Origin of the sequence: Bradyrhizobium sp. 35 (assembly GCF_023073215.1) — a bacterium.
Classification (GTDB): Bacteria; Pseudomonadota; Alphaproteobacteria; order Rhizobiales; family Xanthobacteraceae; genus Bradyrhizobium; species Bradyrhizobium canariense_D.
In genome coordinates, this window is record NZ_JADPJC010000160.1 from 437833 (window position 1) to 455816 (window position 17984).

Genomic DNA, 17984 nt, shown 5'->3' on the forward strand with positions numbered 1-17984 from the left:
CTCAGCGCCTCCCCAGAAGGCCCTGGGGCCGGATGTACATCACGAACACGAGCAGCAGCAGCGCCGGAATGGTGCGGTAGGCCGGCGAGACCAGATAGGCCGTGAGCGTTTCGAGATAGCCGACCACGAAGGCTGCGATCAGCGAGCCGGAGACGCTGCCGAGGCCGCCGAGCACGACGATCGAGAACGCGCTCGCGGTCAGCGGTCCGACGCTGTAGGAGCTGACGCCGAGAAACATTCCGAGCAGCACGCCGGCGATGCCGGCGAGGATGCCGTAGATCGCCCACACCACGACGTAGATGTTGGTGAGCTCGAGGCCGAGCAGGGTGACGCCGCGTGGGTTCATCGAGGCCGCCAGCACCGCCTTACCGGTGCGGGTGCGGTTCACCAGGAGCCACAACAGAGCGATGACGAAGCAGCACACGATCGCGGTAAAGATCTCGTTCCTGGGCGTGCGGACGCCGAGAATCTCGACCACGCCCTCGACGATCGGCAGCACGGTCTTGGCGTTGTTGGTGAACAAATAAGCGATCACCTCCTGGATCATGATCCCCCATAGCAGCGTGCCGGTGAGGACGAAGATCTCCTTCTCTTCATTCGGGATGCGCCGGGAATCCTGGATCGGCTTCACCACCGCGAAATAGGTCGCAAAGGATGTAAGGAGGGCGACACCGACGCCGATCAGTGCGCCGGCATAGGTGCCGACATTCAGGATGCTGGCGGCAGCCCAGGCCGCCACCGCTGCCGCCACCATGATGGCCCCGTGGGAGAGGTTGAGGACGCCGGAGACGCCGAAGATCAGCGTGAAGCCGGTGGCACCGAGAGCATAGAGAGCGCTGATGGCAAAGCCATCGATCAGAATCTGGAAAGCACGCATCTAGGGTTGGCAATCCGATTTATGAGAGACGATGTTGCTGGAGCAACGTGCTGCGGGGGCCGCATGTGGAAGCTCCCGGGAGCTGGTCCCGGGAGCGTGTCCTGCTAGTTCGAGAGCTTGATGAAGCTCGGGAACTTGACGTCGACCTTGGCGACTTCCTTGGGCCAGACCGCGCTCTGCTTGCCGTCCTGCCATTGCAGCATCAGCCCGGTGATCAGGCCCTTGCCGTATTTGATCGAGTGCGTGAACGGATCGTCCTTGCCGTAGAACTGGACACGGCCGATCGTGCCTTCCCAGTCGGTCGTCTCCAGAGCGGCGACCAGCTTGTCGGCGTCGGTCGAGCCCGCGCGCTTCACCGCATCGGCGATGTAGTAGACCTCGTCATAGGCGGTGTAGCCGGCATAGGAGGGATAGTTGCCGAACTTCTTCTTGAAGGCTTCGGCGAACGGCACTGATTTCGGCGTCACCGCGACGCCTGGGCCGGAGACGCCCTGGTAGAGTACGCCCTCGGCCGCCTGATTGGTGTCCTTGCCGAAGGTCTCGTTGGTGGCCTGCGAGGAGATGCCGAACATCGGGATCGGCACCTGCTGGTTCTTCCACTGCACCGTCGGCTGCACGCCGACATGGGAGATCCCGGTGATGATCACGTCGGGCTTGGAGCCTTCGATCTTGTTGAAGATCGGCGTGAAGTCGGTGGTATCGGGCGAGAAGCGGATGTGGTCGAGCACCTTCAGCCCGATCTTGGGCAGGCATTCCTCGTAGCCGATGTCGAGCGGCTTGGTCCAGGCGGCGTCCTCGCTCATGATGACCGCGGTCTTCATGTGCATCTTGTCGACGAGCAGGTCCTTGGCGCCGTCGCAGACGGAAAGCGCCAGCGCGGCGGAGGTCAGATAGCCGTGGAAGGTGTACTTGTTCTTCTCGTAGTCGGCATGGACGCTCTTGCTGATCTCGTTGGAGGCGGCACCGGGCGTGACGAACGGCGTCTTCAGCCGCGAGGCCCAGGGCTCCAGTGCCAGCACGACTTCGCTGATGTAGCTGGCGATGACCGCATTGACCTTGTCCTCGTTCACCGCGCGCTGGAAGGCGCGCACTGAATCTGCCGAGGAGGAATGATTGTCGTAAGAGACGATCTCGATCTTGCGGCCGTCGACGCCGCCATTGGCGTTTATCTCGTCGGCGGCGAGCTGTGCCGCCTGGGGGATGGAGGCGCCGGCAATCGCCTGCGCTTCCGCGATCACGCCGATCCTGATCGGGTCGGCCGCAAGCGCCGCGCCTGACGTCATCAACACAGCGGCCGCGGCGGTACCGAGTGCTATTCGCAACGCAACAGAGAGCGGTTTCTTCATCTTGTTCTCTCCCTTAACAGGCCTCTTATGAGCCATTATGCCGCGACTATACCGGCGGAGACATTCTCGGCAAGTGAAACCGCGTTCAGGATTGTGAGGCACGAACTAAAGTCTAGCGCTGGGCAATAGCGGGCAGGAAAGCTGTCGGACCCGTTTCACGCGGAGGCATGCAGATTTCGTCGGTAGGCATGCGCAGCTATCGCGGGCGCACAGCAACCGGAACGCTGAATTGCGATGCCGTCGCGTCGGCTCAGCGCGCTTGCAGCAGCGATGGATCGAGCGGCGCGAGCCGGGCCGGATCGAATGGCGAGATGTCGACGTTGCGCGTCGCACCCTCCGCGATCAGTTGCGCCATGACCTCGCCCGTGGCGGGCGCATTCAGGATGCCCCATACATTGTGCCCCGTCGCAACATACAGACCTTCACTTCGCGGCACCTTGCCGATCAGCGGCAGGCCGTCCTGTGTCACCGGCCGGAAGCAGGCTTGTTGCGCAATGATCCTCTCGGAGCGGAACAGCGGCGACAGCCGCTCGGACATGGTTTGCAGGCGCGCGATCGCGTCCTTGTCCGGCGTCACGGCCGCCGGATCGAGCGGAAGCGGCGCGATGTCGGAGAGAGCGGTGATATGCGTGCTGCCGTCGGCGCGAGGAAAGACCTCGATCGACACGGCACTGCCATTCTCTTCATACTCCAGGAACAGCGCATCGGCCGGCGCATCCGTGCCGGTGTCGTACACGATGCTCGGGCTGCGCTGGCCGTAGACGGCGGGCAGGCTCATCCATTGCGCCGCGAGCAGCGACCATGGTCCCATCGCGATCACGACGGCGTCCGCCTCGACGATGCCGCCGTCGACCTCGACGCCCGTCGCGGTGGTGCCGTTCGCATCGCGCATGATGCCGGTCACCTGGCCGGGACGAAACTCGGCGCCTTCCGCGAGCGCCGGCGTTCATCACGGCTGCGGTGAATTTTTTGGGGTGAACGATCGCGGCGGTCTCCATCGTGCCGATGCGCTGGGCGATGATGACGCCGTTGCTGAGCCAGCCGAGCGCGGACGGTGCATCCCGGCGCGGGTGGCCATCGGCGGCAACGAAGCCGCTATAAGCGGTCATCGGGCGATAGCCCCAATCGCCTGCGATCTGTTCCGGCAGCTGCGCATGGATCGCAAAGCTCCGTCGCGCCAGCGCATCGAGCGGCGAGCCCTCGCACCAGTCGCGCGCGAGGAAGCCGCCCGCCTTGCCTGACGCCGCGGCCGCGACGCCCGCCCGCTCCACGACGACGATTTCGATGCCACGGCGGCGGAGAAACCAGGCGATGCAGGCGCCGATCACGCCGCCGCCGCAGATCACAACGCGCATGAATGCTCCCTTACACAATGAAATCCTTCGCATGGAGATCCGCGGTATGGATTCCCGCCAGCGTAATCGTATCGGTCGCCGTCAGGTGGATCACCGCGTTTCCTGTGCTGTCATCGCTGATCAGGCTTTTCAGCGCCGCCCAGTCTGCGAAGCCGTAATCGTGCAAATTGATCAAATCATGCTCTCGCGCCGTGCTGCCGACAGCCTTGTTGCCCTGGTCGAAATCGTTGATCACGTCCAGGCCCGAATTTTTGTCGAAGACGAATCTGTCGTCGTTCGGTCCGCCCCAGAGCTGGTCATTTCCGCCACCGCCATTCAACATGTCCTTGCCGCCGGTGATCGAGCCGGCTGTGAACGGAGCGTAGGTCTGTGCGTCGCCATACAGGAAATCGTCGCGGCTGCTGCCGAGGAGGATATCATCTCCGCCATGCGCATTGCCTGACATGTTCGAGGCGTCTCCGACGAGCACGATGGACGTGGAGTCCGGGTTGCCGTCGACGGTCGCGATCAGGATATCGTTGCCGCCACGGGTATCGTCGCTCATGTAGCCGGCGTCTCCGACCAGAGACGCGCCGCCGGATCGGGCTGGGGCACCGACGGTGTAGATGAGCATGTCGTTGCCGCCGTGCGCATCGCCGCTCATGGAGACGAGGGCATCGCCGGAGATTGAAGCGCCGCCGTAACTGCCGCCCTGGGTCACGCTGAGGATATCATTGCCGCCACGCGCGTGATCGCTCATGGAACTGCCGGAATCTCCGCCGAACGTGCCGGACGATCTGTTTCCCATCGATGCAATGACGACGTCATTGCCGCCCCCCGTGTCGGCTGACATGGCGGTTTCGGCATCGCCAAAAATGCCGAGAGACGCGTAGATCGATGTCGATGCATCGACATGAAGTACATCGTTGCCGCCATGGGCGTCGCCGGACATCGCCTGCGCATCGCCGTCCAGGAACACGTAGTCCCCGAAGCCTGTGACGGTCGCGGCGAGATGGTCGCCTCCTCCGTGAGAATGTCCTTGGAGGGTCTGGTCGTCGCCAACGAATATCAGGACCGCGTTGCCACCGTCGACGGTCGCGATCATCTTGTCGCTGCCGCCGCGGCCTCCGTTCGGAAGGCCCGGGTCTCCGAACTCCGTCACGAATTGCTGGTTCCCCACGCTGACGATGATGGTGTCGTTCGGCATACGGCGCATCGCGCAACTCCCGGTTCAAGTCGGGCGCGAGAACGAAGAGCATCATGCCTTTGCACCGCGCTGCGGCCTTGCCGCGCGATTCAATCTTCGTTGGATTAATGGCGGAGATTTGCCCGCGGCGTAATTTGATTGCGATCAGGGAACCGCGGGCGCCGGCGATCCACGCCGACGCCCGTGCTTGCGATCTTGCGCGCGGGCTCAGCCCGGTCCGGCGCCTTGCGTGGCCGTGTACACCGCATAGAGCGATTGGCTCGCCGCCATGAACAGGCGATTGCGCTTGGGGCCGCCGAAGCAGACGTTGCCGCACACTTCGGGCAACCGGATGCGGCCGAGCAGCTTGCCCTCCGGCGACCACGTCGTCACGCCGCTGTAGCCGACGGCGCGGCCGGCATTGCTGGAGGCCCAGACATTGCCGTTGACGTCGCAGCGCACGCCGTCCGGTCCGCACTTCACACCGTCAATCACGCACTCGCTGAACCGCTTGTGGTTGGTGAGCTTGTTGTCGGCGCCGACGTCGAACACGAATATTTCGCCCTTGCCGCCGGGGCCGGTGTCGCCGGGTCCCTTGCCAGTCGAGACGACGTAGAGCTTCTTGAAGTCCGGCGAGAAGCACAGCCCGTTGGGATCGGGCACCTGCTCCTCGGTGACGACGAGATCGACACGGCCGCTAGGGTCGATGCGATAGCAATTGGTCGGAAGCTCGCGCTTGCCCGGTGCGAAGCCGGCCGGCTGTCCAATCCGAGGATTGAGCTTGCCGCCGGAATTGCTCGGACCGCCCACGGCATCGGGCTCACCTTCGTAGAGCTGGCCGCCATAGGGCGGATCGGTGAACCAGTAGCTGCCGTCAGGATGCGCGACGACGTCGTTCGGCGAGTTCAGCTTCTTGCCGTTGTAATTGTCGCAAAGCACGGTCGCGGTGCCGTCATGTTCATAACGCGTCACCCGCCGGGTCAAATGTTCGCAGGAAAGTTGACGGCCCTGGAAATCGAACGAGTTGCCGTTGGAATTGTTGGACGGCGAGCGGAACACGCTGACGCGACCGTCGTCTTCGCTCCAGCGCATCTGCCTGTTGTTGGGAATGTCGCTCCATAGCAGATAGCGGCCCTGTGCACTCCACGCCGGGCCTTCAGCCCACAGCAAACCCGTATAGAGACGCTTGATCGCAGTGTTGGGCTGCGCGAGATCGTTGAAGGACGGATCGACTGTGACGACATCGGGGTCCCAGAAATAGGTGGTCGGCGCGCCGTTGGGACCGAAATCGCGTGGCGGGCTGGTAATCGTCGTCGGCGGTGCGGCTGGTCCGGTCTGGGCCAGCGCGGAGCCGGCGCCGGCAAAAGTGGCGGCGCCGAGCGCAAACCCCTGAACGAGCGTTCGTCGTGAAAGCGCAGCATCCTGGTCACGCTGCTTTTGGCGTGTCATCGCGTCCTCCCGGTCATGTTCGGCTAGCCGGTTGATCCGGCCGAGCAGGGCAAGGTTAGTCCGGTCCGATGACGGTTGCGAGGGGGAGGTACGCATCCTCAGCGAGATCGGGGCGGCAAAGCGCTGCAACGTCGAACATGGAAACGACAAATTCATCAGGCGTGACGGGGTTTACCGGAGCTGTCTTCGGGACATTGCCAAGCAGGGGAATGTCAAGCCTTGACCTCCTGCGCGATGCTGGCAGAACGTCATTCGGGGCGTAAGTCGGAGTTTACTGTGGTCGCTGTCGTCGTACTGGTTTTGCTGCTCGGGATTGCATTTGCGGCCGGCTATTTCACCCGCGACTACGTCTCCCGAAAAAGACGAGCCGAGGCGCGCCGCTGGCGTGAGTACAGCGAGCCGGATTGGCTCAGTGCCAACGCACCAGCCAACACCAACGATATCGCGATCGCTGGCACGGCTACGCCGGTTGCCACCAGCGAGCTCGGTCAGATGCTGAACCGCTGGGAGAGCAGGGCTCGCGCTCGCCGCTCGGCATAGCTTGACCGCCTTGCCGGCGTTCGGTCGGCCAAACAATTGGCACCGGTCACGCATCCGGCGCTGCGATCATGTCAGCCCTTCTGTCCATCTTTTGGCGTTGCGGTTGCTGCCATTTCTCGTCTAGAAACGACGCATCGAGCCTCCCGGCAACCAACCGTCAACGGTTTTGACCGAGGATTTGAGGGCTCAAAGGGTCCGGTAATGCTGATTCGCGGCCAAATCGATGGGATTTCGGGGGAGGTGGCTCTTGCCGCCGCCGCGATCCCGGCCGCGCTGCTGCCTACCCTCCTGATTGGCGGGCTTCTTCTTACTTGCCCCTGAGGGCCGGCTGGGCGCCATGCGCCTGGGCGCTCAGGGGTTGGTCGAGATCACCGGACACCTCAAGCGCCCAGAAGACTGACGGCGCAAAAAGCTCAAAAGGAAATTCAAATGGCCCCCGTGAACAAGTCCGATAAGGACCGCGTCATCATTTTCGACACCACCCTGCGCGACGGCGAGCAGTGCCCCGGCGCCACCATGACCTTCGAGGAGAAGCTCGAGGTCGCCGAGATGCTGGACGATATGGGCGTCGACGTCATCGAGGCCGGCTTCCCCATTACCTCGGAAGGCGACTTCCAGGCGGTCAGCGAGATCGCCCGCCGCTCCAAGAACGCCGTCATCGCCGGTCTGTCGCGTGCCCATCCGGCCGACATCGACCGTTGCGCAGAAGCGGTGAAATTCGCCAAGCGTGGCCGCGTCCACACCGTGATCGCGACGTCGCCGCTGCATATGCGGGTGAAGCTGAACAAGACCCCGGAGCAGGTGCTCGAGACCTCGGTGGCCATGGTCGCGCGCGCCCGCAACCAGATCGACGACGTCGAATGGTCGGCCGAAGACGGCACCCGCAGCGAGATGGACTATCTGTGCCGCATCGTCGAAGCCGTCATCAAGGCTGGCGCCACCACGGTGAACATTCCTGATACCGTCGGTTACACCACGCCCGACGAATACACCCACTTCATGAAGACGCTGATCGAGCGCGTGCCGAACTCGGACAAGGCGGTGTTCTCCGTGCACTGCCATAACGACCTCGGCATGGCGGTGGCGAACTCGCTGGCAGGCGTCATTGGCGGCGCGCGCCAGGTCGAGTGCACCATCAACGGCATCGGCGAGCGTGCCGGCAACGCCGCGCTGGAAGAGATCGTGATGGCGATCAACGTGCGCAACGACAAATTCCCTTTCTGGAATAAGATCGACACGACGCAGCTGACCCGCGCCTCGAAGGTGGTGTCGGCGGCGACCTCGTTCCCGGTGCAGTACAACAAGGCCATCGTCGGCCGCAACGCGTTCGCGCATGAGAGCGGCATCCATCAGGATGGCGTGCTGAAGGACGCTTCCACTTACGAGATCATGCGGCCCGAGATGGTCGGCCTCAAGCAGTCCTCGCTGGTGCTGGGCAAGCATTCCGGCCGCCACGCCTTCGTGCACAAGCTGGAGGAGATGGGCTACAAGCTCGGTCCGAACCAGCTGGAAGATGCGTTCACGCGGATGAAGGCGCTGGCCGACCGCAAGAAGGACATCTACGACGAGGACATCGAGGCGCTGGTCGACGAGGAGATGGCGGCTTCGCACGACCGCATCAAGCTGACCTCGCTGACCGTGATCGCCGGTACCCATGGCCCGCAGCGCGCGACGATGAAGCTCGATGTCGACGGCCAGATCAAGATCGAGGAGGCCGAAGGCAACGGGCCGGTCGATGCCGTGTTCAACTGCATCAAGCGCCTGGTGCCGCACGAAGCCAAGCTCGAGCTGTACCAGGTCCACGCCGTGACCCAAGGCACCGACGCGCAGGCCGAAGTCTCGGTGCGGCTGTCGCACGAGGGACGCGCGATGACCGCGCGCGCGGCGGATCCGGATACGCTGGTGGCCTCAGCAAAGGCCTATCTCGGCGCGCTCAACAAGATCGTCATGAAACGCCAGCGCGACACCGTAACGACCGCGGCGGCGAGCTGAGGTGGCTACTACCGCCTCTTCCGGAAGCGGGAGAGGCGGTGCTTGCGGCGTTCACCATGAATGGCTGCCCTGCTAACGACCAATAGCAGCTGGTGATGTCGACCTGTATTGATGCTGACGGCATAGGCCACCCGCGCGCCCGGTGGCCCAAATAACAACAGGGAGAGATTATGCGCACCTTCGCGATCGCTGCGTCCATCGCGGTCCTGGCACTTGGCTTGACCGGGCCGGCATCGGCCCAGTCGCCCATCATCATCAAGTTCAGCCACGTGGTGGCCACCGACACGCCGAAGGGCAAGGCGTCGGAGAAATTCAAGGAGCTCGCCGATAAGTACACCGGCGGCAAGGTCAAGGTCGAGATCTACCCGAACTCGACGCTTTACAAGGACAAGGAAGAACTCGAGGCGCTCCAGCTCGGCAGCGTGCAGATGCTGGCGCCGTCCAATTCCAAGTTCGGCCCGCTCGGCATCCGCGAGTTCGAGGTATTCGATCTCCCCTACATCCTGCCTGATCTGAAGACGCTGCGGAAGGTGACGGAAGGTCCGCTCGGTGCCAGGCTGCTCAAGCTGCTCGAACCGAAGGGCATCACCGGCCTCGCCTATTGGGACAACGGCTTCAAGCAGATGAGCGCCAACAAGAAGCTGGTGACGCCGGCCGACTATCAGGGCGTCAAGTTCCGCATCCAGTCCTCGCGCGTGCTCCAGGCCCAGTTCAAGGCGCTCGGCTCGCTGCCGCAGGTGATGGCGTTCGGCGAAGTCTACCAGGCGCTGCAGACCGGCGTCGTCGACGGGCAGGAGAACACCTGGTCGAACATCTATACCCAGAAGATGCACGAGGTGCAGAAGTACATCACCGAGAGCAACCACGGCTACATCGGCTACGTCGTGATCGTGAACAAGAAGTTCTGGGACGATTTGCCGGCCGACATCCGCGACCAGCTGACGAAGGCGATGAAGGAAGCGACCGACTTCAACAATACGCAGTCGCAGAAGGAGAACGAGGACGCGCTCGTCGAGATCAGGAAGAGCGGCAAGAGCGAGATCATCAAGCTCACGCCGGAGCAGGACGAGGCGATGCGCAAGGCCATGGAGCCGGTCTACAAGGACGCCGCAGGCCGCGTCGGCCAGCCGCTGATCGACGAGTTCCAGAAGGAAGCGAAGAGCACGACGAACTGATTTGAACGGAGGTTGAAAGGGGCTTCCGTGCCTGGCGCGGAAGCCCCTTTTGTTGCGAATGATTCCGATTGCGACTGAACTAAAATTCAGGAGCGTTACATCTTGGAAAGGACTCGCTCCCTGTCCAAGTTGTAAGTTGCGCGTAAGCCGCGCTGCGCTCATCCTCACGACATCCTTCCAGAGGAGAGTTCGCATGAGGAAATTCACCATCGCCGCCATCGCCGTGCTCAGCATCGCCGGCTCGGGCGCGGTCTATGCCCAGTATCATCGCCCGTGGATGCACGAGCACATGCGCCACATCCGCATGAACCCGGAAGACCGCGCCGCCATGGTCGACGCGCGGATCGCTGCCGTCCATGCCGGGCTGAAGCTCAACGCCGACCAGGAAAAGCTGTGGCCGCCGGTCGAGGCCGCCGTGCGCGACTTCGCCAAGCTGCGCATCGACCGCGCCAATGCGCGGATGAATGCCGGAGCCGGCGATGCCGGCAAGGACGCTAACAAGGACGCCGTCAGGCCGGAGGATCCGGTCGCCCGCCTGCGTCAGCGCGCCGAGGACATGGGGGCAACGTCGGCGGCCCTGAAGAAGATCGCCGATGCCGCCGATCCGCTCTACAAGACCCTCGACGAGGGCCAGAAGCGGCGCCTCGCCGTGCTGACCCGTCACCGCGGCCCGTTCGGCGGCGGCGAAGACGGCCCGCGCCGCCACTTCATGGAGCGTGGCATGGACCGCATGATGGAGCGCGGCATGGACCACTTCCACCGCGACCGTTTCGACCGCGACGATGGCCCGGACCGGGACCGCGAGGGCCGGCTCTGAGCCTACAAGGGTTGCCGCGATCAACCCTGGCGAAGCCGCTGGAATCCAGCGGCTTTTCGCTTTTTTGGGGGATGTGGGCACGCCCTTGGCGTACCCTTGGCGTACCCTTGGCATACCCTTGGAAAACTTACGTGCCATCGCTTGCCAGACCCGGATCGCTTTGCTAAACGACCGGCCTCGCAAGGCTTTAACCGCCTTTCGGGCGCATAGCTCAGTTGGTAGAGCAGCTGACTCTTAATCAGCGGGTCCCAGGTTCGAGCCCTGGTGCGCCCACCATATAATTCAAACACTTTGCGGGCTGAGCAAACGGCAAAACCAGCGCCGTTTACACCACCGTTTACAGTTTTGTTCTCGCTTCGAGCTTCACCACCGCAGCTTCAGCGAGCTGAATGTCGCGACCGAGGTAGTGCGCATCGAGAATGGCCTCGACGTCTTTCAACGAATGACCTGTGACGGCTGCGATCTGTGGCACGCTGGCGCCTGCGATTGCGAGGCGCACCACTGCCGTGCCGCGCAGGTCGTGAAAGGTCAGTTCACCCATACCGGCGCGCTCACATGCCCTTCCCCAGGACGTGCGAAAGCCGTCCGACGTCCATGGCCGACCGAGCGTGTTGGTCAGGATCAGGGGGCCTCGGCGCTCGGTGATATCGAGAAGGGTTCGCAAAGGCGCGCCGGCTGGCATCGCGACGCGCCGCCCGCCTTTAGACTGGCGCAGGCGAATGTAGGGGTTCTCGTAGGCGGACCAGGGCAGTCGCAGCAAGTCGCCTTGGCGCTGGCCACTCCACAACGCCAGGACTAAGGCGGGCTGGATCTCGCTAAAGGCGATCGCAAGAACCGCTGCGATGTCCTGCTCGGTCCAAATCTTGTCTCTGCGGTCTGCTACGTAGAGGCGGCCCCCGCGCTCGCATGGGTTGGTCGCGATGATGCCGCGGTCTTTTGCGAACGACATGATCCGCGCCAACGTGGTCCAGGCGTAGTCCGCCTTACGTGGTGTCTCGGCGAACAGGTCGCGCCAGGCCTTGAACTCACCACGCACTCGACGATCGGCCAGAGCTGCCACCGGCAGGTCGCCGAATTCATCTTCGATCAGCTTAATGTAGGCGAGGTACGCACGACGGGTCGATGCCGCTAGTCCGGTGAACTCTGGTGCGGCCTTGTACTGCGCAACGATCGTCATGAAGGTGCCGGCGCGGGGCTGCCGAAGGCTCGCATGCGCATCGTGATACTCTCGAACGAAGTCTGGCGCACCGGGCTGCGCATGGATGGCGGGGCCCCCACGCCATGCGTAGCAATGTACTTTCGTCTCGCCATTTGCGAGCCGTCTCTTGACCTTATGAATTCCTTTCAGAACGACGCGCACGGTTCATCCTCCATTCGTCCAAGGCCGCACCCTCTGTCTCGCAGTTTTTGGCGTCGCCTACGCCGCTCAGGGTCTGTCGCTCGGCACGGATATGCTGGGCCCATTTCCTCTGCGAGGAACTGGAGCCTTACTTTGGCTACGACAACACCACTAGGGCGACCGATAGGAAGGTTTTCTTCTTCACCCTAGTCGACATCAACTGTGCGAGGTCGCTGAACGAACGCAAGGTCGATCTGAAGCCGATAGCGTGCAAGCTGCAGCGGGGGCTAGCCGACTGCATCGGCCGCCAGGATCGTCGTCAGCCGTCGATTTGGCCGCTCTATCGCCAAATCTCCCTCCTGGCTCGGTCGGACCCAGTCTACGCATTTAGCTCCAGGTGCCAAGGGATTCGGTGATGAGGGGGAGCTGTTCGGTATGTGGGCTTCTGGTCCCTTAACGAGGCATGCATTGATTGCCCGCTTATGGCCCGTTAGCGAAGTACCGGCACATCTCGACTAGGTCCGCTTAATGAGGCATGGCGGACCAGATTTGCTTAGGTTGAGTTCTTCGCACTTTGACCCCTAACAGACATCGCGCCCAGCGGCGTTCACTTTTCGCCTGGGCCACTGTGTTACATTGGGCAAGACGTCCGGCGCTTCGGTCGACAGATGTGCCTTCGCAAGCCTCTCCAATGTGCTATTCTCATCGTATAAGCCATAGGTATACCATGGCAGGTATTGCAGAGTGGCTAGCATCGATCGGTTTGGGCGAGTACGCCGAGCGATTCCGCGAAAACGCCATCGACCTCTCGGTCGTTCGCGATCTCACGGAGCAGGATTTAAAGGATTTGGGCGTCCTGCTTGGGCATCGCCGCAAGATGCTGCGCGCGATCGTAGAACTTCAGAGAGAGGTCCTGCGAACGCCTCAAGCGGGCGCTAAGCCGGCCTCGACGGATCACGCCGGCCGGCGTCAGCTTACAATCATGTTTTGCGATTTGGTCGGCTCGTCGGCACTTGCGGCCCGCCTTGATCTGGAGGACCTGCGGGCCGTAATGGGCACCTATCACCGCTGCATCGCGGAGGTTGTTGCCAGGAATGAAGGGGTTATCGCGCGGTACATGGGAGATGGCGTGCTCGCCTATTTCGGTTATCCCCAGGCCCACGAGGATGATGCCGAACAAGCGACACGCGCCGGGCTGGCGCTGGTCGATGCCGTAGCTAGCCTCCGGACAGAACCCGCCACCGAGCTGCAGGTTCGCGTTGGCATCGCTACCGGTATGGTGGTCGTGGGCGATTTGACCGGCGAAGGTTCAGCTCAAGAGCAGACGGTCATTGGCGAGACGCCAAACTTGGCTGCGCGCCTGCAGACCTTCGCCAATCCCGGTACCGTGCTGATTTCCGAAAGTACGCACCGGCTCACTGATGGGCATTTCGAGTTCCGCAATCTCGGCCCTGTCGCGCTTAAAGGATGGGCCGAGCCAATGCCAGCCTGGCAGGTACTGGGAACAACCGAAGTGGAAAGCCGCTTCGAGGCACAGCACAAATCTCGATTGGCGCCGCCAATCGGGCGTGACGAGGAAATCGAGATGCTCTTGCGTCGCTGGCAGCACGCCAGGCGTAGCGAAGGTTGCGCGGTGATGCTCACCGGAGAGCCCGGTATCGGCAAGTCGCACATTGCGCTGGCGCTTGAGGAGCGGCTCCAAGGCGAACCGCATATAACGGTGCGCCAGTTCTGCTCGGCGCACCACACCAACAGTGCGCTGTATCCTTTCACCCGCCAGCTCGAACGCGCTGCCCGGTTCGAGCGGGGCGACCCGCCCGCAGAGAAGTTCGCTAAGCTCGAGGCTCTGCTCGTGCGGGCTGATGCCGACCGCGTGTTGCTACCTCTGGCCAACCTTCTGTCCCTTCCACCGAGTAACCGCTACCGTATGCCAGAGCTGAGCCCGCAGAAGCGCAAGGAGCTAACGTTAGCGGCGTTTTTGTCCCAGCTAACTGGCTTGGCCGCAAGACAGCCGGTGTTCGTCATTGTAGAGGATGTCCATTGGGCAGATCCGACGTCGCTGGAGCTGCTCACGATGACCTTGGAACACCTACCCCGGCTTCGGGGGCTGCTGCTCATCACGGCGAGGCCAGAGTTCACTCCGCCGTGGCCAGGTCATGCGCATGTGACGACGATCTCGCTCACGCGGCTGAACCGACGCAACGGGGCGGCGTTAATCGAGCGCGTCACCGCTGGCAAGACGCTCCCGGAAGAGGTAATGGACCAGATCCTCGCCCGCACCGATGGCGTGCCCCTATTCGTGGAGGAACTGACCAAGACGGTGCTCGAAACCGGGCTATTAAATGAACAGGACGATCACTACGTCCTCAACCGTCCTCTCCCCCCGATGGCGATTCCAACGAGTTTGCACGCATCGCTGATGGCAAGGCTCGATCGATTGGCTCCAGTGAGGGAGGTGGCTCAGATCGGCGCTGTGGTGGGTCGCGAGTTCTCCTACGAACTGCTGAGCACCGTAGCCGGGTTGTCAAAAGAGAGACTTGAGGAGGCGCTTGCTCAGTTGGTTCGCTCGGAGTTGATATTCTGCCGGGGCGAGATACCGCAGGCAATCTATACCTTCAAGCACGCGCTTGTGCGGGACGCTGCCTACTCGGGACTCCTGAAGAGCCGACGCGCAGCGCTGCATGCTGCGATCGCGGGTGCCTTCGAGCAACGGTTCCCGGACCTTGTGGAGACTCAACCCGAAACTCTTGCGCATCATCTGACAGAGGCCGGCCTGTTTCAAAAGGCGGAGGCATATTGGCTGCAGGCAGGCAAGAAGGCCGCCATGCGCTCGGCCAACCTTGAAGCCATCGCACACTTGCAGCGGGGTATCGAGGCCTCGGGCCATCTGCCAGAAGGCGCCGGAAAGGATAAGCTGGAACTTGCCTTCCACTTCGCCCTTGGGCCCTGCCTGATCGCTACGCAAGGGCCAGCCTCGAACAAGGCGATGGCAACCTTTGCCCGCGCGCGAGCTGTGCGAGCGCCTGGGAGACCCTCCCGAGCAACTCCAGGTGATGTTCTGGTTGACCACTGCGAGCGTAATGCGCGGTGAGTTGCCGGTCGCCGAGGAAACGATCGCGGCCCTGCTCCAGCTCGCCGAAGCGCGCGACGATCTACCGGCGTTGCTCAACGCGATGCGCGGGCAGGCAATGATCCGCCTCTTCATGGGACAGCTTACCGGTGCCCATGAAGCGATTGGACGCGCCTATGAAGCGTTCGAGGCGAGCAGCGAGGACGACAGGCTGGCGGCGCGTTCGGCCGGCCAGGATGCCGGCGTGGCGGACCTGGCGCTGATGTCGTGGGCGCTCTGGCTGCTCGGCCAGCCCGATACGGCAATTGTGCGAATGGACGCTGCCATTCGGCGCGCAGACGCTATAAGTCATCCGCATTCCCAGGCGTATGCCTGTTACTACGCATGCATTCTTCACGCGCTTCGCGGCGAGTTCCTGGTCGCGCAAGGTCATGCCGAACGTTGCATCGCCCTTTCCGAGGAACATGGATTCCGGCAATGGCGCCTGGCGCGCGCCCTTCGGGGCATATGCGTGGCTTCGCTCGATCCTTCACCCAGCGCACTGGGGGAGATCGGTGCCGTCTTGGACGGATATCGCAGCGCCGGTTATCAGCTGGCCATCACCGCGCTCGACGTGTTGTTGTGTCCGCCATTGTTAAATAGTCACGACTACGAGGCCGCGCTGGAGTTGATCGAGCACGGCCTAGCTACAGCTAACCGTAACAGCGAACGAATCCTAGAAGCCGAACTGTATCGTCTAAAGGCACGGGTGCTGGTCGCCCGCGGTGGACCGGCCGTGGAAGCCGAGGCGCAGGCGCTGCTCGACCGGGCATTGAGCACGGGAAGAAGTCAACACGCCAGGACGCTTGAGCTCCGCGCCGCAACGGACCAAGCTGCTCTGTGGATCCATCAGGGCAGACGCGAGGAAGCGCTCAATTTTCTCGCGCCGATTTATGCCAGCTTCACCGAAGGGTTCGAGACGCATGATCTAAAGGTGGCAAAGGTGCTTCTCGATGGGCTACGGTGATCAAGCCGGGACAACGCTTGCGCAGATTTAAATCGCAACGCGATCTGCTTACTTGGGCTTGGCACCACTAGCCGCCCTCTTTAGAGCCGCATAAGTACGATCTCGCAGCTCTAACCAATTCGGGTCGTCCTGTGGATTCTCGTTTATGAAAATGGGCTTGAGCAGCTTGTCGTCTTTACTATTCGCCTTAATCTCGTTTTCCGCTTTGTTAAATGCATCGATTGCTTGTTTAGCGGCGGCGTATCCTAGCGTTATCGAATTTTCGAGATTGCTGTGGTTCCACTTGAAATTGATGTGCCCCGGCACGTGAATCTCGACGACTACGCCTCTCCAAGGCGTTTTCCCGTTCCTCCTGTCCACGGCTGGTTTGTCGAGCATCCCGCACTCGACCGCTTTCTCGAGTATTCCGGCTTCGGCTGCTCTGTCGAGTGTGTGCGCCTCTTTGACGTGATATTTGAAAAGCTTGACGTCATCCTCACCGACCGTTGCCGCAAACAGTTGGCAGAGATTTGCTAGTGCATCGTGAAGATTTTCCGGAACGCGGATTTGCTTCGCATCGACGATCCGGCTCACCCAGATTTCATCCAAATCAGGGTGCTCCTCGAGCAAGCTATCGAAGTTCACAGTATCGACTAACGCCCCTTCGCAATATGTAACTTGGTCGATCTCAACCGTCCCTTCGACGAAGGGAAGAGACGAACACGCACACAGGCTGCGTGAGTCGATAGCTCCCCTGTACTGCTTTTTCTCGTCCTCCTTCATCCGACGATTGGAAAACAACGCCAGCTTCTGTTCGTCGAGATTCCAGGCGTTGTGATAGATGTGTGGCATACCGTCCTTTTTCAGCTCGTCGAAGTTTATGCTCTTCATAAACTCGCTATCCGGATAGTTGATCCTGGATAGGCCGTTGACCTTGGACAAGTACACCAGGGAGGTGAGGTATCGGACAAGTGGATTAGGTGCGAGCACCTTATTGAGTATCCAGTTGTTGATGTCTCCTTCGCGCCATTCCTTGAAGGGTTGTTCACCACGAGGCAGACGATTGAACCAAGCGGACATGTTGCCCTGGATCTGTTCCATCATTTTGTACGGTTGCCATCGGAAATCACTGTAACTTTTGGGATCGGTGACGAAGTCCTGGAAGGCCTTGATGTTGGCGTTCCAATCCGTCCCGAATACGGTGTTTATGGGGAAACGCTCATAGCCTTCATCGTCCCGAAACACGCCGTCCCTGAAGAATTCATAGGTCAGCTCGGCTCTGCTTTTGTTTTCTTTTTTGATTTTTTCTTCATCGAATTGATTGTAGACGATGCCAACCCAGGCGCCGATGCAGGACAACGCCCACACATCAGACTTATCGTCGAACGTCTTGCCGTCCTCAGCAAGTGCTTTCAGAACCCCGATGTGTAGCCCTGCTGCCGGTCCGCCGCCGCCGAGCGTAATCGCTCGCTCTCTTCACCATTGGTTCCTCCCATCTATTTTATCGTGTGGCTTATTCTCCGATCGAGTTTCCGAATTGCGTGAAGAGGAAGAGATTAATCGTTTTTGGGATCATTGGAAAGCGCGGTTGAGGTGGATATTCGACGCTTTCTTGGACCTTCGCATCGAACTAGCGCACATACGCTAGGAGCGCGAGGACTTGGTATCGTGCGATTACGTTTGACCCTCTCGTACAGGTGTGAACCAGTTCGCGTTAGATATTAATCGCTGACGGTAGTAGGAGTAGCTGTAGTCCATTTCGTGACTTCCGGTAATGTGAAGGGTTTCGGATGCCGGCCGCATGATTGACGGCGCGGCACATTCGGGCGGCCGGCGTCCGAAAGCCTCCAAGGGAGGAAACCGCGCATGGTGGG

At 61.6% G+C, this 17984-nt stretch carries 13 protein-coding genes, 1 tRNA gene and 1 pseudogene; 7 read left to right on the forward strand and 8 right to left on the reverse strand.

The annotated features are described in order from the left end of the window. Nucleotide 1: 1 nt before the first annotated feature. The 6 genes and pseudogenes from IVB36_RS37900 to IVB36_RS37925 all read right to left on the reverse strand — a co-directional run bounded on the left by IVB36_RS37900 (nucleotide 2) and on the right by IVB36_RS37925 (nucleotide 6192). Nucleotides 2-877 carry a branched-chain amino acid ABC transporter permease gene (locus IVB36_RS37900; protein WP_018457493.1) on the reverse strand — a complete coding sequence of 292 codons (876 nt, stop codon included), beginning with the start codon at nucleotides 875-877 and terminating at the stop codon, nucleotides 2-4. 104 nt (nucleotides 878-981) lie between these two features. Continuing rightward, a complete protein-coding gene (locus IVB36_RS37905; protein WP_026233384.1) occupies nucleotides 982-2223 on the reverse strand; it encodes an ABC transporter substrate-binding protein in 1242 nt (413 codons plus the stop codon). 250 nt (nucleotides 2224-2473) lie between these two features. Further along, nucleotides 2474-3115 (reverse strand): FAD-binding oxidoreductase, encoded by a 642-nt coding sequence (locus tag IVB36_RS37910; protein WP_247394844.1) that lies wholly within the window; start codon nucleotides 3113-3115, stop codon nucleotides 2474-2476. Nucleotides 3116-3260: 145 nt separating this feature from the next. Further along, nucleotides 3261-3611, reverse strand: a pseudogene (locus IVB36_RS37915) (FAD-dependent oxidoreductase); the annotation flags it as partial. After that, nucleotides 3589-4773, reverse strand: coding sequence for a hypothetical protein (locus IVB36_RS37920; protein ID WP_247294795.1), 1185 nt, complete (start codon nucleotides 4771-4773; stop codon nucleotides 3589-3591). The pseudogene IVB36_RS37915 and the gene IVB36_RS37920, both read right to left, overlap by 23 nt. A 198-nt stretch (nucleotides 4774-4971) precedes the next feature. Further along, nucleotides 4972-6192: an SMP-30/gluconolactonase/LRE family protein gene (locus IVB36_RS37925; RefSeq protein WP_247394846.1), complete on the reverse strand. Its 1221-nt coding sequence runs from the start codon at nucleotides 6190-6192 to the stop codon at nucleotides 4972-4974. A 276-nt stretch (nucleotides 6193-6468) separates the two neighbouring features. Here IVB36_RS37925 and IVB36_RS37930 point away from each other — a divergent pair, with 276 nt between their 5' ends. The 5 genes from IVB36_RS37930 (at nucleotide 6469) to IVB36_RS37950 (ending at nucleotide 10992) form a co-directional block, all read left to right on the forward strand. Then, complete coding sequence (locus tag IVB36_RS37930) at nucleotides 6469-6732, forward strand: hypothetical protein (RefSeq protein ID WP_018457498.1); 264 nt, start codon at nucleotides 6469-6471, stop codon at nucleotides 6730-6732. Between the two features lie 429 nt (nucleotides 6733-7161). Then, nucleotides 7162-8724 carry a 2-isopropylmalate synthase gene (locus IVB36_RS37935; RefSeq protein WP_018457500.1) on the forward strand — a complete coding sequence of 521 codons (1563 nt, stop codon included), beginning with the start codon at nucleotides 7162-7164 and terminating at the stop codon, nucleotides 8722-8724. A 170-nt stretch (nucleotides 8725-8894) separates the two neighbouring features. Continuing rightward, on the forward strand, nucleotides 8895-9899 hold the full coding sequence (locus tag IVB36_RS37940) for a TRAP transporter substrate-binding protein (RefSeq protein ID WP_247394850.1): 1005 nt from the start codon (nucleotides 8895-8897) through the stop codon (nucleotides 9897-9899). Between the two features lie 193 nt (nucleotides 9900-10092). After that, nucleotides 10093-10716, forward strand: coding sequence for a Spy/CpxP family protein refolding chaperone (locus tag IVB36_RS37945; protein WP_018457502.1), 624 nt, complete (start codon nucleotides 10093-10095; stop codon nucleotides 10714-10716). A 200-nt stretch (nucleotides 10717-10916) separates the two neighbouring features. Continuing rightward, nucleotides 10917-10992 (forward strand) — tRNA-Lys (locus IVB36_RS37950). A gap of 61 nt (nucleotides 10993-11053) precedes the next feature. On the opposite strand, the gene IVB36_RS37955 is transcribed toward IVB36_RS37950, so the two are convergent. Next, nucleotides 11054-12076: a tyrosine-type recombinase/integrase gene (locus IVB36_RS37955; protein ID WP_247294793.1), complete on the reverse strand. Its 1023-nt coding sequence runs from the start codon at nucleotides 12074-12076 to the stop codon at nucleotides 11054-11056. A gap of 706 nt (nucleotides 12077-12782) precedes the next feature. On the opposite strand from IVB36_RS37955, the gene IVB36_RS37960 reads away from it, so the two are divergent. Continuing rightward, nucleotides 12783-15146, forward strand: a complete 2364-nt coding sequence (locus IVB36_RS37960) for an adenylate/guanylate cyclase domain-containing protein (protein WP_247394853.1) — start codon at nucleotides 12783-12785, stop codon at nucleotides 15144-15146. After that, nucleotides 15109-16131: a hypothetical protein gene (locus tag IVB36_RS37965; RefSeq protein WP_247394856.1), complete on the forward strand. Its 1023-nt coding sequence runs from the start codon at nucleotides 15109-15111 to the stop codon at nucleotides 16129-16131. Before IVB36_RS37960 ends, IVB36_RS37965 begins: the two co-directional genes overlap by 38 nt. Before the next feature lie 48 nt (nucleotides 16132-16179). Here the strand turns inward: IVB36_RS37965 and IVB36_RS37970 are convergent, their stop codons facing one another. Next, entirely contained in the window at nucleotides 16180-17574 is a 1395-nt protein-coding gene (locus IVB36_RS37970; protein ID WP_247394862.1) for a patatin-like phospholipase family protein, read from the reverse strand. Nucleotides 17575-17984: the final 410 nt, after the last annotated feature.

Excerpts from the sequence above, each read along its gene's own strand:
- IVB36_RS37900 (WP_018457493.1), bottom strand. The coding sequence starts at position 877 with ATGCGTGCTTTCCAGATTCTGATCGATGGCTTTGCCATCAGCGCTCTC.
- IVB36_RS37905 (WP_026233384.1), bottom strand. The coding sequence starts at position 2,223 with ATGAAGAAACCGCTCTCTGTTGCGTTGCGAATAGCACTCGGTACCGCC.
- IVB36_RS37910 (WP_247394844.1), bottom strand. The coding sequence starts at position 3,115 with ATGCGCGATGCGAACGGCACCACCGCGACGGGCGTCGAGGTCGACGGC.
- IVB36_RS37920 (WP_247294795.1), bottom strand. The coding sequence starts at position 4,773 with ATGCGCCGTATGCCGAACGACACCATCATCGTCAGCGTGGGGAACCAG.
- IVB36_RS37925 (WP_247394846.1), bottom strand. The coding sequence starts at position 6,192 with ATGACACGCCAAAAGCAGCGTGACCAGGATGCTGCGCTTTCACGACGA.
- IVB36_RS37935 (WP_018457500.1), top strand. The coding sequence starts at position 7,162 with ATGGCCCCCGTGAACAAGTCCGATAAGGACCGCGTCATCATTTTCGAC.
- IVB36_RS37940 (WP_247394850.1), top strand. The coding sequence starts at position 8,895 with ATGCGCACCTTCGCGATCGCTGCGTCCATCGCGGTCCTGGCACTTGGC.
- IVB36_RS37945 (WP_018457502.1), top strand. The coding sequence starts at position 10,093 with ATGAGGAAATTCACCATCGCCGCCATCGCCGTGCTCAGCATCGCCGGC.
- IVB36_RS37960 (WP_247394853.1), top strand. The coding sequence starts at position 12,783 with ATGGCAGGTATTGCAGAGTGGCTAGCATCGATCGGTTTGGGCGAGTAC.
- IVB36_RS37965 (WP_247394856.1), top strand. The coding sequence starts at position 15,109 with ATGTTCTGGTTGACCACTGCGAGCGTAATGCGCGGTGAGTTGCCGGTC.